Genomic DNA, 16,090 nt, shown 5'->3' with positions numbered 1-16,090 from the left:
TCCGCCAAGCCATCATGCCTCCCAACCCCTACGAATCGGAGAAGCTGGTCTCCGAGTACCTCCTCTTCCACTACGGAAGCCCGGAGGAAATCCTGCCTCCCTCGGCTCCCGCCGGCATGAGGGAGGCGCTCGGTTTCCCCGCCAGGACCTGCGCCCGCTTCCGCGGAAACGGCGGCCGCGGCCTGGATCTCGGGTGTGCCGTCGGTCGTTCGAGCTACGAGATGTCTCGTACTTGCGATTCGGTGCTGGGCATCGATTTCTCCCACGCCTTCATCGACGTCGCCAAAGCGCTCCGATCCGGCCCGGCTCCCTACCGCCGCCTCGACGAAGGCCGCGTTTCCACCGAACTCATGGCGAGCCTGCCGGACGGCGTGCATCCCGCGCGCGTCACCTTCGAGCAGGGCGATGCCATGAACCTGCGCGACGACCTCGGCCGCTTCGACCGCGTCCACGCCGCCAACCTCCTGTGTCGCCTGCCGGATCCCGACAAGCTGCTCCGCCGGCTGCCGGGCCTCGTTTTCCCCGGCGGAGAGCTGATGCTGGCCACGCCCTGCACGTGGCTCGGCGAGTTCACCCCGATGGAGAACTGGCCGGATGGCCCGACTCTCGACTGGCTCCACCGGGAGCTCGACGCGGACTTCGAGCTGCTCGAAACCGCCGACGAGCCCTTCCTCATCCGGGAGACCGCGAGGAAGTTCCAGTGGACCTCCTCGCAGGTCACGCTCTGGCAGCGGCGCTGAAAAACGCAGGACCGTTTCACCCTCGTCTACACGGCGGGAGACGCCGGGCCCGTATTCTGAAAGTCAGGGGTTTCAGCGGCGGGACCCCCGGCAACTACGGCCTCGTGGTCCGGCGGCTTCGGGCCCGGCAGCGGGCCGCCGATGTCTCCCGAGCACGGCGAGGAAGCCGGCGAGTTTTTCCGCGCTGAATTCGATGGGGGGTGAAAAGTGCGGGCCCCCGCGGCCGGACGCCAGAATCCGCGCACTCTTGCACACCCCACGCGGAGCGCGATCGATCTTGGAAACCGAGCATCCGGCACAATCTCGAAACCCGCGTCCATGCCCGTCACCACTCTCACCGATTTCCATCACTGGCTTCTTGCCGACGTCAGCGAGGGAGCCCCCTTCATCCTGCTCGATACCGGCGAACTCTCCCGCCCGTCCTGCGCCGCCGCCATCGCACGCCACCTGAACGAATTCGACGAATCCTCAGGGGGAAACTGGATCGCCCTCGATGCGGCGGTGATCGAAACCATCGCCGCCGATGCCGCCCAGCGCCGCCTGATCGGCCTCGGCGAGCCGACCGTTTCGCCGGCAGGCGATCCGGCGAACGTGGGTGAGGTGCTCGTCGCCCTCGCCCGCCGTGGCCACATCGTCATCAACCACGCCGGGGCCTTCATCGCGCTGGCCGGGGATCCCCGTGGGTTCAAGGCAGCCCTGGGCCTGCCGGAGAGCGGCGGCGAGGGCTACCACATCATCCTGGATCCCTCGGGCTTCCCCTCCCGCTGTCTCGCGCCGCTGGTGGCCGATAGTTTCCTCGAGTGGTTCAACCACCTCCAGGCAGCCTGACTCCTGGCGCAGGATCCGCGCATTCTCGCGCAATCCACGCGGCGACCCCGGACCACCCGGCCGCTCTGATTCGACCCACCATGAACGTCATCGCCTTGACCATCCTCGTCAGTTCCTGCCTCGCCGGGATCTTCGTGGTCTGCTTCATCGGCGAGTTCCGGCGTTCCAGGAACTCCTCCCCTGAACGGGACAGCCTCCTTCCTTTCGAAGACGAAAACTAAACCCGCTCCCATCATGAGCAACCCCGCCAGCAGCACCACCACCATCACCTACGACGACAAGTCGGTCCGGCAGTTCATGTTCTTTTCAATCCTCTGGGGATTGGTCGGCATGCTCGTCGGCGTCATCTGCGCCACCCAGCTCTCCTGGTGGCAAATGAACGGCAAGTTCCTCGAAGCGCTCACCGCGGGCGCCTTCCATGCCGACGGCGTCTCGTTCCTGACCTTCGGCCGGCTGCGACCGCTGCACACCAACGCGGTGATCTTCGCCTTCGTCGGAAACATGATCTTCGCCGGCGTTTACTACTCCACCCAGCGGCTGTGCAAGGTGCGCATGGCGTCCGATCTGCTGACGAAAATCCACCTCTGGGGCTGGCAGCTGATCATCGTGGCGGCCGCGGTCACCCTTCCGCTGGGCCTCACCCAGAGCAAGGAATACGCCGAGCTGATCTGGCCCATCGACATCGCCGTGGCGCTCATCTGGGTTGTCTTCGCGGTCAATTTCTTCTGGACGCTGGCGAAGCGCAACGAGCCCAGCCTTTACGTCGCCCTCTGGTTCTACATCGCGACCATCGTGACGGTGGCGATGCTCTACATCGTCAACAACCTCCAGCTGCCCACCTCCTTCACCCACTCCTACCCGATCTTCGGCGGCTTGCAGGATGCGCTGGTGCAGTGGTGGTATGGCCACAACGCCGTCGCCTTCTTCCTCACGACCCCGATCCTCGGGATCATGTATTACTTTTTGCCGAAGGCGGCCAACCGCCCGGTCTACAGTTACCGCCTGTCGATCATTCACTTCTGGTCGCTGGTCTTCATCTACATCTGGGCCGGTCCGCACCACCTGCTGAACACCGCCCTGCCGCGCTGGCTGCAAATGCTCGGCATGCTTTTCTCCCTCATGCTGTGGGCGCCCTCCTGGGGCGGCATGCTCAACGGTCTGCTGACCCTCCGCGGGGCGTGGAACAAGCTCCGCACCGATCCGGTCATCAAGTTCTTCGCCGCCGGCGTGACCTTCTACGGCATGGCGACCTTTGAAGGCCCGCTGCTCTCGATCCGCGCGGTGAACCAGCTCTCGCACTACACGGACTGGACCATCGGCCACGTCCACTCCGGGGCGCTCGGCTGGAACGGCCTCATGGCCGCCGGCATGTTCTACTGGCTCGCCCCGCGCCTCTATAAGACGAAGCTGTGGTCCGTCGCCCTCGCCAACCTCCACTTCTGGGTCGCCCTGGTCGGCATCCTCCTCTACGTGGCCGCCATGTGGACGGCCGGCGTGATGCAGGGCCTGATGCTCGGCGAAGTCGCGGAAGGCGGCACCACCCTCAAGTATGAGTTCGTGGAAACGCTGAAGGCGATCCAGCCGGAGTACATCCTCCGCTCCATCGGCGGCAGCCTGTTCCTCTTCGGCTTCGTCCTCTGCGCCGTGAACATCTGGAAGACCGCCCGCGCCGGCCAGCCTCAGGACGACACCGTGGAAGTCGCGGTTCCCGAGGAAAAAATGGACGACATGCCGCTGCCGAAGACCATCTTCAACGACCCGCTGTCCTACATCATCCTCGGTCTCGTGTTCCTCTGCATGTGGTTCTTCCTGCCGCCGCACGGCGACAAGGTGGCCCTGGTGCTGGCCGTGCTGACGTCCATCAAGGCGATCACCGCCTTCAAGAAGCACAAGGAGAACTGGATCAGCTGGCACGAGCGCCTGCTCCACAACTACCTGCCCTTCACCCTGCTGGTTTTCTTCGCCGTCGCCATTGGCGGTGCCGTGCAGATCATTCCCTCGCTCATCGTGAACCGGGAAAAGAACGTCGAAGGCCGCCTGCAGGAGCTCTACACGCCGCTCGAGCTCGCAGGGCGCGATGTTTACGTCTCCGAAGGCTGCTACAACTGCCACTCGCAGATGATCCGCACGCTGCTGCCGGACGTGATGCGCTATTCCCACGCCGGCAAGACCGACGACTACTCGCACCTCGGCGAATCCCTCTACGACCATCCTTTCCAGTGGGGTTCCAAGCGCACCGGCCCGGATCTCGCCCATGAAGGAGGCGACCTCGTCCAAGGGGCGAAGTACATGCGCTCCGGCAAGCGCGATAACGTGTGGCACTACAACCATTTCATGAATCCTCGGCAGACCTCGGAAGGGTCTAACATGCCATGCTACCCGTGGCTGTTCGAGAAAAAGACCGATATCAAGTCGCTGCCGGGCAAGATCGCCATCCAGTCCAAGGTCGGCGTGCCCTACCCGCCGATGTCGCCGGAGGAAATCCAGGACAACGCCAAGTTCCAGGCCATCGAGATCGCCAAGAGCCTCGCCGCCGCCAAGGTGCTGCCTCCCGAGGGCGCCGAAAACCTGTCCGGGGACGAACTCGCCGGCTACCTCGCCGAGCGCGAAGTCGTCGCCCTGATCGCCTACGTCCAGAAGCTCGGCACCTACCGCATTGTCGAGAAGGAAGGTAAGAAGGAGCCGGTGCCGCTGGATCCGGATTCCTATCGCAATGTCCGCGCCGCTGCTGCCGGAAAGGGCGAAACGGCCTCCATTGCCCAGCCCTGATCCCACCCCGGAATCGCCAACCGACCCGCAATCATGTTCAAGCGAATCATCTATGATGACTGGATGACCATCGTGCCCGTCATCGCCTTCGGCATCATGTTCACCGTCTTCATCGTGAGCACCATCCGCGCCCTCCGGATCCGCCCGACCGAACGGGAGCGCCTTTCCAGCCTGCCCCTCGACGAGCAACCCGGCAACAAACCCTAATCCGCCTCCACCAACATGTCCGATTCATCCCCATCCGAAGAACCGAAGCGCGGGGACTTCGCCTCCAAGAAGGGCGAGGTCATCCTTCGCAAGCACGAGTACGACGGCATCCAGGAGTTCGACCAGAAGCTGCCCAACTGGTGGCTGTTCACCTTCTACTTCGCCATCGCCTGGTTCGTGATCTACTGGGTGCTCTACTACCACACCGGCACCTACCGCACCGACCAGCAGAAGATCACCTCCAGGCTGGAGCAGATTGAGGACGACAAGTCCGCGGCCTTGGCCAGCACGCTTGCCAACCTCGACAACGAGACCCTGATCAACCAGTGGGCCACCGATCCGGAAAAGGTGGCGGCCGGGGAGGCGATTTTCACCACCAACTGCGTCGCCTGCCATGCCGCGGACCTCAGCGCCACCATGGCGGTCGGCGACCAGAAAATCCCGCTGCCCGGTCGTCCGCTCGATGACGGCGTCTGGGAATACGGCTCCGAACCGCTGGACATCTTCAAGCTGATCAACGAGGGCACCCCCGCCGACGCCGCCGGCTACAATGGCGCCCGCATGCAGGCCTGGGGCCAGATGCTCTCTCCCGAGCAGATTGCCGACGTGACGTCCTTCATCATCTCGAAGAACCGCAAGGAGTTCGGCCTTTGAACCTCTGAATCTTCTCCCGCCCTCAAACAAAAGGCGGCCTCCTGTCGGGAGGCCGCTCTTTTTTTCTTTCTGCGGAAAACGATAAGCTCGTGTCGTTTCGTCGCCCTCGCGACCGCCAGCGGGCGGCTCACATCAGCGTGGCTCCCGCCTCGGCAAGTTCCGAACGCTCGCCCCGGCTCAGCGGGACGTGCGCCACAAAAGGCTGCCCTTTGAGCCGGTTGCGCGTGTAGACGAGACCGTTGCTGCGGCTGTCCACATACGGATTGTCGATCTGGGCCGGGTCGCCCACCATCACCAGCTTCGAGCCGCGCGACATGCGGGTGACCACCGTCTTGGCTTCCTGCGGCGTGAGCTGCTGCGCCTCATCGAGCACGAAGAAGCGATTGGGAATCGAACGGCCGCGAATGTAGGCCAGCGCCTCGATCTCGATGATGCCCTGGTCCAGCAGCACCTCGTAGGGCTTCTTGGCTCCGGAGTCGACCTGCTTCTGCTTGCGCCGCGGGCCGGAAGGAGAGGGCGGACACATCAGCAGCTCCAGGGCGTCATGAATCGGCTGCAGCCACGGCCGCATCTTCTCCTCAAGGGTCCCGGGGAGGAACCCCATCTGCTCGCCCATGGCGACGACCGGCCGGCTCACGGTCAGGCCGTTGTATTTGCGGTTGAACATTTCATGGAGCCCGGCCGCCACCGCGATCAGCGTCTTGCCGGTGCCGGCATGGCCATAGCAGGTCACCAGCGAAATCTCGGGATTGAGCAGCGCATCAATGAGGCAACGCTGGCCGAGGTTCATCGGCTTCAGGGCCACGCCGTCGGGAATCTTCAGCGCGTCCGGCACCTGAAGCCGCACCAAGCGGCCCTCGCTGGCCAGGCGTGCGGGCATGGTCTGCTTTTCGCCGGCCTCCAGCAGCACGTACTGGTTCAGCACCACCTCCACCCGCCTTTCGTGGGGGATCACCAGCTCGCCCGAGCTGGCGAAGCGCTGAAGCTCGGAGGGATCGACCTCGATACGACGGATGTCGTAGGTCGTCACCTCGCGGGGATCGACCTTGTCGTTGAGATAGTCCTCGCACTCGATGCCCACCGCCCTGGCCTTGAGCTGGAGGTTGATGTCCTTCGTCACAAGTACGACGGGTGCCGTATTATGCTGCATCAGGAGCAGCGTGGCGGCCATGATGCGGTGATCGACCCGCTCCTTGTCGGGAAAGACGCGATGGAAGTGATTGAGCATCTCCGAGTTTTTCGGGCAGCTCAGGGGATCGTAGATGACCATCCGCACGGTGCCTCCGCCCTCGGTCGGCACGCCCGTGGTGATGGCATCCGAACTGGAGAAAAGGTCCGTGAGCCGCCGGTGCACGCGGCGGGCGTTGGCACCGCGTTCGGATTGCTCGGACTTGAAGCGGTCCAGCTCGGCCAGCACGTCGACGGGAATGCAAAGATGGTGCTCCTTGAAGCGGGAAAGGCAGCCGGGATCGTGGATCAGGACGTTGGTATCGAGAACGAAGTTCTTGACCACCTGGGAGGGTGCCTGGAGCCCGAATTCCACGGCCTCCGACTGGCGCCTGGATCTCGCCTTTCGCGTCGCGCCTCCCGGTTTGCCTTTGATTTCTTCGAAAAGGTTGGATTGGGAGTCGTCGATCGGCTGGATCATTGAAACAGGGGTGTTTCGGGGTTTAGGAGTGGACGGTGGAAGGCGAACGGCCACCCGGACCGCCCCCGGGCACCGCGATTTCGCAACGGCGCGAAAAACGTTTGAACAAAATATTCAAGGCTTCTGAAGTATTGCCCGGGGCAAGGCGTTGGCAATGAAATTCAGAGGTCGTTTCGTTCACCGGAAAGCGCTTGAGCACAGCGGATGCCAGCCCTCTCGGGCGATCCTGGTCAGCAGGCCGAGCGCGCGGAGGCCAACCGGCCGGCGGCCCGCCGGTCGGGCTTGCCGAGGGGCGTCCGGGGAAGCTCGTCACAGTGGAGCACGGCATCGATCCTCCACGGCCCGGCGACCTCCCGGTTGAAGGCGGCCACCTGCTCGCCGGAGGCGGCGAGCGAGGTCACGAGAACAAGCCGCGAGCCTCGCCGCGGATCCGGCAGCGCGACGAGAATGGACGACTCGAAGCGGGACTCGATCGAATCGAGGTCCACCAGCTCGCCGAGCACCTTGACCCGCCGGTCGGACCGGCCGAGCACGGTGATTTCCCTGCCATCCAGCTGCACCCGATCGGTGGTGGCGAAGCGGCCCGGCGCCCGCGGCTGGTAGCGCAGGCGGCCAGCGGACGGGGTGAGCATGCCGGAAAAAAGCGCGGCGCCCTCGATCTCCAGCCGGTCATCGGGACCACCGCAGGCCTGCCAGTGGGGCAACAGAGGAATGGGCGCGGCGTGGAACGGGAGCTGTCGTTGTTCCAAGGACTGCGTCGCGATCTGCGAGCCGGCCTCGGTCATGCCGTAGCTCGCCAACACCGGCCAGCCGAGCCCGCGGGCGGAGCGGCCCAGCTCGTCGCTCATCGATCCGCCACCCACAACGATGGTCCGCAGCTCCGCGGGCGCCCGCAAGCCGGCGGCCACGAGGTCATGAACCTGGGCCGGAACCATCGGGCAGTGGCTGATTTTTTCCCGCGTCAGCCAGTCGAGAGCGGTCACGGGATCCCACCTTCCGGGCAGCCGTGACAGGCGGCACCCGGCCTCGAAGGCACGGGCCACCACGCCGAACCCGCCGACGTGGTGGAGCGGCAGGAGCAGGCCCCAGGTATCGTCGCCGGTGACGCCGAGGTGGCGGTTGACGACCGCCGCGGAGAGCAGCAGCGCCTCGCGGGTCAGGCCGATCCATTTCGGTTCGCCGGTGGATCCTGAGGTCTGGAAATAGACGAGACCCGGAAGATCGCCCTCGACCTCCGGAAACTCCGCGCCCGGCGCGTGGGCCGTCGTGGCGGCCCAGAACGCGGGATCCATCAAGAGAGCTTCTTCCATGGCAGCCGCTCGAGGAGGTCATCGAATCCGAGGCCGGTGCCGCCTGGCGGCTTGAACTCGGGCGACCACCGGCCGAGGCGCTCGGCGAAGTCGCTGGGAGTGAAAAGGTGGTGGGTCTGCAGGCCGCACACGCCGACCAGGCCGGGGAACTGGACGTTGAGCTTGGCGGCCTCCCACGCTGCGGAGCATTGCCCGAGCGGATGTTCCATGGAGCTGGTCACCACCACCTGCTGCCCTCGCGAGGCGGCGGCCTCGGCCAGCAGCCACGGTTCATCGACCGCCGGCTTGATCACCATCACCTGCGCGGCATCGGTCACGGGCGCGGCCTCGCAATCGACGGCCAGCGGCACCTTGCAGCGCTGCCGCAGCTCGGGCCAGGTGGTGGTGGAGTAGGGACAAGGATCCTCCACGAAGTCGATCTTCCAGCGTAGGTCCTCGGGGAGGCCGAGCAGGAAAGCGGCGGCTTCCCCCGGCTCGAAGGCCTCGTTGGCATCGAGGCGCCAGCGGAGCTGGGGGTATTTCGCGGCGCTGGATTTCAGATAAGCGGCCTCCGTTTCCGCGTCCCGGCCGATCTTCAGCTTCACGTGGGCGAAACCTTTCTCCACGGCGCTTTCCAGGATCCTCTCGTCCTGCCATGGCAGCGTGGCGTGGCTCTGCGGGACGTCGATTTCCTCCAGCAGGGCATCTCCGATGAAACGGGCATCGGCATCCTCGGCGGCGCAGCGCACGGCGCGCCGGACGATCGGCCAACGCCGCGGCCCTTGAAGATCCGACAGACACTTGGCGAGGTCCGGATCGCCGAATTCGGGCCATGGATGCAGGCAGGCGAAGCCTTCGCCGATCCGCACCAGCGCTCCGCTGAATTCGCGTCGCGGGCTCTTCGCATTGAGCGGCTGGCGGGCGGTCAGCTTGTATTTCCAAAACCAAAGGTCGTCGGCCACGCGCGACCCTTGACCGGCCGGGGGGGATTTCCAAACGGATATTGCCGGGGCTTTTCCCGGCCCCGCCCGGGGCACCCCTCCCGGGCGAAGCTACAGCATCACGGCGAACACGTTAAACAACGCGGCAAAGGCCACGAGTTGCAGGGCGGCCAGGGCGAGCAGGCGGTTCATGCCGGGACCCTCGTCCATCGACATCGCCCCCCAGCTGATCCGCAGACCGAGGGTCCACACCGGCAGCGTGGCCAGAAAGAGCCACGGCAGGCCGATGAAGATCCACACGAGCCCGAGCAGCGCCGGCGTTTTCACCTCCGCCCAGATCATCAGCCGGGCCACCTTCGGACCGCAGCGCACCGCCAGCGTGTGCTTGCCGGTGCCGGCGTCTTCCACCCGGTCGCGCAGGTTGTTGATGGAAATAAGCACCGCCGAGAGCAGGCCGACCTGTCCGCCGAGCAGCAGGGCCTCCCAGCGCCACTCCTGCAGCTGGATGAAAACCGTGCCGGTCACCGCGACGAGGCCGAAGAACAGGATCACGAACAGCTCGCCCATCCCGCGGTAGGCCAGTGGAAAGGGTCCGCCGGTGTAGCCATAGGAGAGATACATCGAGACCACGCCGATCAACAGGATCGGCCAGCCGGCCGCCTGATAGAGCGGCACCCCGCAGGCCACGGTCAGCAACAGGAACGCCCCGCCCGAGATGAACACCGCCCGGGGGCTCATGAGGCCGCTGGCAGTCACCCGCCTCGGACCGGTCCGCCGCGCGGTATCGGCACCCTTTGCGGAATCGATGGCGTCGTTGAAAAAATTGGTCGCAATCTGGATCCCGAGCGCCCCCAGCAGGGTACAAACGCCGAGCACCGGGTTCCAGGATCCGGAAAGCTTCCAAGCCAGGACGCAGCCGGCCCACACCGGGACCACCGCCGCAGGCAGCGTTTTCGGACGGGTGGCGAGCAGCAACGCGCGGATCACGCCGCCGAAAAAAGTCTCCCGCCCGCCCCGCCGCCATCAAAAAAACGGCCGGCCCGGCAGGCGGGACGGCCGTTTCGGCGACGGATGGCAACACCCCGTCAGAATTCGTAGCCGATCTTGGCGCCGACGTAGTGGGACTCGCTGTCTCCTCCGATGCGGGCCTCGTAGTCGAGGCCCACGTTCAGGCCGCAGCTTTGATACCAGCCCACGCCCACCCCGGCCACGAGGAGATCCTCATCGGTCCCGGCCAGCGGGATGCCGCCGACGGATCCCTGATCGTCCTCGAACTCGTGCTCCCAAGCCACGCGCACCTGCGGTGCCAGGGTTCCAGCGCTCAATTTGACCGGGTAGGAAACCTGGTAGCCGAGCTGGCTGGCCAAGGACTTGTAGGACGCATCCTGGAAAGTCAGCGCCCCGGCTCCGACCTCGCTGTAACCGTCGATGTCCCCATCGAGCCACCGCAGCTGCCCGTAGGGCCCATGGACAAACGACCCGTGGATCATGTTGAGTCCGGTGTTGAACTCGAGGTTATGGAAGTCCCCGTCGGTGTCGCCGCGCGCCCCGCCGGGGAAGCGGATCGTGTCGTAGCTCGTCATGCCGTACGCGTAGAGGGCGTCGGCATAGAAGCCCATGCTCGCCCCGATCGGCCGGCGGTATGACACGTAGGGAATCAAGGCCACGGTATCCACGTCGGCGCTGCCGAGATTCCTCATCTTGATGTCGGAATTGGCCCCGCTGACCGCGAATCCCGCGGACCAGTTCGTATTGAAGTCATACTCGACGCCCACCATCCCTCCAAAGGTATCGGTGGAAACCTCATCCTGCAGCAGCTGGCGGATCGCCGCCGCCGTACCGCGGATCGTCCGGTATTGGGCGTCGTCATCCTCGGACGAGTAGTAGACCTGGCCGTAGACCTCCCACGGGCAGGTCCGGGTCATGACGATGGGCTCCTTCGCCATGCCCCCCTTGGCCATTCCGCCCTTCGAGCTGTAGGGCGGAGCGGGCTCGGAGTAGGTTTCCGGCTCCGTCATCACTCCGGTACGCAGCCGGAAAAGCCGGCCACCCACGTCCCGCGTGACCGTCCGGGCCACCGCGACCGACGCCGTCCGCAAGGTCGAAGTGACGAGCCTTCCGGCATCGGTGACCTCGAAGCCGATCTCGCGCCCGAGCTTGCTCAGGATCGCGGCATCGAAGTCGGCGAACGAGTCAGCCGGAATCGTGAACGCACCGCTGCCTCCCTGGATGTTGTCGATGTAATACTGCTCCAGCGTCGTGCTCCCATCGAGGATCGGCAGCCCGTTGATGACATCGACGCCGGCGGCCAGCGCGGCATCCCGGGCGGCGGCGTCCGCCGTGGGATCGCCGTCGCCATCGCCGGACACATCGATCACCTGTCGGGAACTCTCGATGTTGTTTCCGAAAATCTCGCTGGTGGCGAGGTTGATGCCGGCCGCGGGGTTGGTGCCGCCGGAACTGGGGCGGATGAAGTTGTCGAGCAAGTCGGCAAAGGCGAGGGCATCCGCGGCGCCGGTCAGGACCGTCCACGGGATGCCGACTCCCGCCGAGGAGTCGAAATAAATCAGCGACACCGCCAGGCCACCGGAAATCGCCGAGTGGAGTTGGGAATTCCGGAAGGCCTGGGCATAGCCATCCAGCTGGAGATCAAACTCCGTGGTGTCGATGCTACCGGAAGTGTCGGTCACGAGCGCGAGCTCGAGATCAACCATGATGGGCGACGTTTGCGCCTGAAGCGCGGCCGGCATGCAAAGCGCGGACGCGGTGCCAAAAATGGCGGCATAGCGGTGGAGCGGAGAGCAACGAGTTTTCATTCCTCACGGGGGTTGGTTGTTCGGAAAAAGGGGCTTCTCCCTTTTTCAGGGCTATCAGATTGAAACCCGCTCGTCCCGCACTCAAGCAAGAAATGCGGACAAACTCCGTCCCCGCCCCATCCGATCCCAGCCTCCTCAAGGCACCCGCGGGAACTTCGAAAAGTCCGGCTTCCGCTTCTCGACGAAGGCGTTTTTCCCCTCCTTGGCTTCCTCGCTCATGTAGTAGAGCAGGGTGGCATTGCCGGCGAGGTCGAGGAGCCCCATCTGGCCGTCGCAGTCGGCATTGAGGCAGGCCTTCAGGCAGCGCAGCGCGAGCGGCGAGTGAGCCAGCATTTCCCGGCACCACTGGAGGGTTTCCGTTTCCAGATCGGCCAGCGGCACCACCGTGTTCACCAGGCCCATCTCGAGCGCCTGCCGGGCGTCGTACTGACGGCATAGGTACCAGATTTCGCGCGCCTTCTTCTGGCCGACGATGCGGGCCAGGTAGCTCGATCCCAAGCCGCCATCGAACGAACCCACCTTGGGTCCGGTCTGGCCGAAGCGGGCGTTGTCGGCGGCGATCGTCAGGTCGCACACCACGTGCAGCACGTGGCCGCCGCCGATGGCGTAGCCCGCCACCATCGCCACCACCGGCTTCGGCATCTGGCGGATCTTCTTTTGGACGTCCAGGATGTTGAGCCGCGGCACGCCGTCATCGCCCACATAGCCCGCGTGGCCGCGCACCTTCTGGTCGCCGCCGGAGCAGAACGCCTTTTCCCCTTCGCCGGTCAGGATGATCACGCCGACCTCCGGGTCCTCGTGGGCCAGCTCCAGCGCGACGAGCATTTCTTTCACCGTTTGCGGCCGGAAGGCGTTGCGCACCTCCGGGCGGTTGATGGTGATCTTGGCGATCTGGCCCTCATCCGTCGTCTCATAGCGGATGTCCTCGAATTCACGCACTGCGGTCCACATGGTGCGGCGAGTGTGGCCTAGGAAACGGAGCGCTCAAGGAATTCCCCGACGATGCCCGGAAACTCCGGGCTCTCCCATGGCACGCGATGCCCGGCCCCCGGCGCGATCCATTTCTCCGGACCAGCCGCCCGCTCCGCGAGGGCGCGGAATTTCCCGTCCCGCTCCCCCGCCACCCACAGCACCGGACACCGGATTTCCCCGAGCCTTTCCCCCAGCGGCTCCTGCGCGCCGAGCGACCAGTCCATGAAGCTCCGCGCCACCGGGTTCCGCCGCGGCTCCAGCTTCATGCGGTCGGGCAGGGCGGCATCGCCCCCCAGCACCGGCTGGGCGTTCCATCGGCTCAGGAAATCGCGCCACTCCCCCTTCAGGGCCGCGGCCGCCCATTCGGCATCGCGCGCGAGGCGGGCCGATCTTTCCCCCGCATCCTCGAGCCCCGGGTGCGCCGACACGATCACCGCCGCCTGCCACGGTCCACCGGCCAGCAGTGCGTGCAGGGCCAGCCGCCCGCCCATCGAGTACCCGAGCAGCACTTTCCTTCCGGAAACGGCGGCCGCCTCCTCGTTGAGTGCCTTGCCGAAGGCCTCCAGCGGCATCGGGCAGCAGTCCAGAAAACGCCACAGGTCCACCCGTTTCACCGCCCAGCCCGGCACGGCGAACCCGCGCCAGTCCTCGGCCATTCCCACCGCGCCGTGCAGGCACCAGATCGTCCCCAGCATCGGCCGACCATCCCCCGCTCCCCCGCCGGTGGCAAGACCGGCCGCCATCAAGCCGCCGTGGGCCCGGCGTAGTGGACGAGCACCCGATCGAGCGCCTCCAGCGTGAGGGGCTTGGTCAGGTAGTCGTTCATGCCCGCCGCCAGCGCCAGCTCGCGGTCCTCATGGAAGGCGTGCGCCGACAATCCCACGATGGCCATGGGCGCCATCCCCGCCGACGCCTCCATTTCGCGGACGCGGCGGGTCGTTTCCAGCCCGTCCATGCCGGGCATTTCCACATCCATGAAGATCAGCTGAAAAGCCCGCCGGGTGAGGACCTCGAGGGCGTCCCGACCGCCGCCGGCCTCCGTCACCGCAAGCCCGTGCCGCCGCAGCAGCGCGGCCAGCAGGCTGCGGTTCACCTCGCTGTCATCCACGATCAACACCGCCCCCTCCGGCCGGGCTCGCGGCGGCGGGGGCGGCGGAGGTTTCATCAGCGAAACCAGCTTTTCCCCGAGCGGCCGCAGCTCCGTCGGCAGCACGATCCCCACGCAACAGGCGCTTCCGGCCCGGCAGACATCGTCCGCCCCGTCCATCACCCGCGCGCAGGGAATCCCGACCGTTCCCGCCTGCGCCGAGGCCAGACGCGCGCAGTCGCCGCCGGGCTCGGTGCCATGGATCAGCAACAGGTCCGGCGGCTGGGTGCGCATCCGATGCAGCGCCGCCAGGGGCTCGGCCAGGCACTCCAGCGAGGCCCCGAGCATCGCCACCTGGCCGGCGAAGCCCTCCGCGGGCGGCGTTCCCACCCACAGCAGGCGCCGGCCGTCGAGCACCCGATCGAGCGAGGTCGCCACTTCCGGCAGCCGGATTTCGAAAAAGAAGGTGCTGCCCAGGTCCGGCGCGCTTTCAAAGCCGATCTCGCCGCCCATCTGGCGGATCAGCCGCCGGCAGATCGCCAGCCCCAGGCCGGTGCCTTCGAAGGAACGCGAGCTCGAGCGATCGATCTGGCTGAAGGGCTGGAACAGCAGCTCGTCCTGCCCCGCCGCGATGCCGATGCCGGTATCCGCCACCTCGAAGCGCACCCGCCCGCCCGCCGCCGGCGAGACCCGCACCGCCACCCCGCCGGAGGGGGTGAACTTGATCGCGTTGCCGACCAGATTGAAGAGCACCTGCCGCACCCGGCCGGCATCGCCGCGGACCCGCAGCGGCAGGCCGGAGCCCACGTGGCCGTCCAGCGTCAATCCCTTGGCCTGGGCGGCGGTGGAAAGCAGCTCCACCACCTCCCGCACCAGGTCCGCCGCCGAAAACTCATCGTCCCGCAGCACCAGCGCGCCGGCCTCCAGCCGGGAGAAATCGAGGATGTCGTTGAGCAGCGTCAGCAAGTGGTCGCCGCATTTCCGCACGATCCCGATGTGCCGCTGCTGCTCCCCGGTCAGGCCGCTCTGCCGCAGCAGCTCCGCATAGCCGAGGATCCCGTGCAGCGGCGTGCGCACCTCGTGGCTCATCGCCGCCACGAAGTCGCTCTTCGCCCGCGCGGCGGTCTCGGCGTCCTTGCGGGCGGCCACCGCCGCAGCCTCCGAGCGCCGGATCTGGAGGTAGGAAAAACCGAACCAGGCCCCCATCAGCACCAGCCCGCCCGAGAACACGATCAGCAGGAAGCCCGACAAACGGTGCAGGCTGGCCAGGTGCCGGTCCTTTTCGGAGGAAAACACCAGCCCCAGCGGCTCGCCCGCCAGACGCAGCGGGTTGAACACGGAAACGACCGGCCTTTTGTCAGGGAACGCCACCTCGTGCTCGCGAATCCCCTCCAGCCCCTCGGCGAGGAGCTGGCGGCAAAACTCCAGCACCTCGGGCGGCACCTCGAAGTGGGTCCCGCCCGGCGACAGCGGATGGCGGATCAGGCTCGGCCGGGCATCGTCCTCCACCGACCAGATCCACAGCTCCGACTGCCCCATCATGTAGCTCTCCAGCCCCGCCCTCAGGAAATCGGCGTGCGGAACCACGAGATGCACCGCCACCACCGCCGAGTGCAGCCCGGCCGGCAGGCGCTCGGACACCACCAGCCGCTCGCCCTCGTGGGTCACCGATGAGGTCGGCCCCTCCGCTCCTCCCGCCGTCGGCCGCTGGGCGGAAACATCGAGGTAGTTGCCCGGCAGGATCCGGATCTCGAAGGTCCGGCCCGTGCGCAGATCGACGCGCACGCCCTCGATCGACTCCTGATGGCGGGCGAAGAAACGCCGCACCATCGCCTGGTTCCGCCGGTCCTGCTCCGTCAACGGACCGGCATCAAGATAGCTGTGAAAGGCATCGAGCGAGGCCAACAGGCGGAAGTCGTCCCGCAAACCGTCGAACTGGCTTTCCAAGTGCCGCGCCGCCCCGGCGGTGAAGCTCTGCAGGCGCAGGGTGGCCGCCTGGGTTTCCGCGCGCATGATCTTGCGCGAGTAGAGGATGGCCACGGAAATGAACACCAGCGAGATGGCGAGCACGTGCCACAGGCTCAGCGGGCCGATCCCGCACAAGATCCACCCAGTCCAGGGGGTGCTGGATTTCCGGCC

At 66.2% G+C, this 16,090-nt stretch carries 14 protein-coding genes; 6 read left to right on the top strand and 8 right to left on the bottom strand.

All coding sequences use genetic code 11. From position 1 onward, the window contains the following. The first annotated feature begins 14 nt into the window (after nt 1-14). The 6 genes from ABXH26_RS10175 to ABXH26_RS10150 all read left to right on the top strand — a co-directional run bounded on the left by ABXH26_RS10175 (nt 15) and on the right by ABXH26_RS10150 (nt 5,198). Entirely contained in the window at nt 15-740 is a 726-nt protein-coding gene (locus tag ABXH26_RS10175; RefSeq protein ID WP_353566956.1) for a putative 4-mercaptohistidine N1-methyltransferase, read from the top strand. A gap of 318 nt (nt 741-1,058) precedes the next feature. After that, the gene (locus ABXH26_RS10170; protein WP_353566955.1) at nt 1,059-1,568 is read left to right on the top strand and encodes a hypothetical protein; all 510 of its coding nucleotides are present in this window, start codon (nt 1,059-1,061) and stop codon (nt 1,566-1,568) included. 80 nt (nt 1,569-1,648) lie between these two features. Continuing rightward, nucleotides 1,649-1,789 carry a hypothetical protein gene (locus tag ABXH26_RS10165; protein WP_353566954.1) on the top strand — a complete coding sequence of 47 codons (141 nt, stop codon included), beginning with the start codon at nt 1,649-1,651 and terminating at the stop codon, nt 1,787-1,789. A gap of 13 nt (nt 1,790-1,802) precedes the next feature. After that, the gene (gene ccoN / locus ABXH26_RS10160) at nt 1,803-4,337 is read left to right on the top strand and encodes a cytochrome-c oxidase, cbb3-type subunit I (protein WP_353566953.1); all 2,535 of its coding nucleotides are present in this window, start codon (nt 1,803-1,805) and stop codon (nt 4,335-4,337) included. Nucleotides 4,338-4,370: 33 nt separating this feature from the next. Next, nucleotides 4,371-4,544: a hypothetical protein gene (locus ABXH26_RS10155; RefSeq protein WP_353566952.1), complete on the top strand. Its 174-nt coding sequence runs from the start codon at nt 4,371-4,373 to the stop codon at nt 4,542-4,544. 15 nt (nt 4,545-4,559) lie between these two features. Further along, a complete protein-coding gene (locus tag ABXH26_RS10150) occupies nt 4,560-5,198 on the top strand; it encodes a cbb3-type cytochrome c oxidase N-terminal domain-containing protein (RefSeq protein WP_353566951.1) in 639 nt (212 codons plus the stop codon). A gap of 127 nt (nt 5,199-5,325) precedes the next feature. Here ABXH26_RS10150 and ABXH26_RS10145 read toward each other — a convergent pair whose 3' ends face one another. The 8 genes from ABXH26_RS10145 to ABXH26_RS10110 form a co-directional block, all read right to left on the bottom strand. Beyond that, nucleotides 5,326-6,846: a PhoH family protein gene (locus tag ABXH26_RS10145; RefSeq protein ID WP_353566950.1), complete on the bottom strand. Its 1,521-nt coding sequence runs from the start codon at nt 6,844-6,846 to the stop codon at nt 5,326-5,328. Nucleotides 6,847-7,076: 230 nt separating this feature from the next. Then, nucleotides 7,077-8,156, bottom strand: a complete 1,080-nt coding sequence (locus tag ABXH26_RS10140) for an AMP-binding protein (protein ID WP_353566949.1) — start codon at nt 8,154-8,156, stop codon at nt 7,077-7,079. Next, nucleotides 8,138-9,097: an enolase C-terminal domain-like protein gene (locus tag ABXH26_RS10135; protein ID WP_353566948.1), complete on the bottom strand. Its 960-nt coding sequence runs from the start codon at nt 9,095-9,097 to the stop codon at nt 8,138-8,140. Before ABXH26_RS10135 ends, ABXH26_RS10140 begins: the two co-directional genes overlap by 19 nt. A gap of 90 nt (nt 9,098-9,187) precedes the next feature. After that, nucleotides 9,188-10,063 (bottom strand): 1,4-dihydroxy-2-naphthoate octaprenyltransferase, encoded by an 876-nt coding sequence (menA, locus tag ABXH26_RS10130; protein ID WP_353566947.1) that lies wholly within the window; start codon nt 10,061-10,063, stop codon nt 9,188-9,190. 98 nt (nt 10,064-10,161) lie between these two features. Continuing rightward, nucleotides 10,162-11,790 (bottom strand): DUF1194 domain-containing protein, encoded by a 1,629-nt coding sequence (locus ABXH26_RS10125; RefSeq protein ID WP_353566946.1) that lies wholly within the window; start codon nt 11,788-11,790, stop codon nt 10,162-10,164. Nucleotides 11,791-12,027: 237 nt separating this feature from the next. Continuing rightward, nucleotides 12,028-12,843: a 1,4-dihydroxy-2-naphthoyl-CoA synthase gene (gene menB, locus ABXH26_RS10120; protein ID WP_353566945.1), complete on the bottom strand. Its 816-nt coding sequence runs from the start codon at nt 12,841-12,843 to the stop codon at nt 12,028-12,030. A gap of 17 nt (nt 12,844-12,860) precedes the next feature. Then, nucleotides 12,861-13,559, bottom strand: a complete 699-nt coding sequence (locus tag ABXH26_RS10115; RefSeq protein WP_353566944.1) for an alpha/beta fold hydrolase — start codon at nt 13,557-13,559, stop codon at nt 12,861-12,863. Between the two features lie 47 nt (nt 13,560-13,606). Beyond that, nucleotides 13,607-16,054 carry a hybrid sensor histidine kinase/response regulator gene (locus ABXH26_RS10110; protein WP_353566943.1) on the bottom strand — a complete coding sequence of 816 codons (2,448 nt, stop codon included), beginning with the start codon at nt 16,052-16,054 and terminating at the stop codon, nt 13,607-13,609. Nucleotides 16,055-16,090 lie beyond the last annotated feature (36 nt).

Origin of the sequence: Haloferula sargassicola (assembly GCF_040362925.1) — a bacterium.
GTDB classification, from domain to species: Bacteria; Verrucomicrobiota; Verrucomicrobiia; order Verrucomicrobiales; family Akkermansiaceae; genus Haloferula; species Haloferula sargassicola.
Note: the sequence above shows the minus strand (reverse complement) of the source record. Positions and strands in the feature narration are given on the sequence as shown.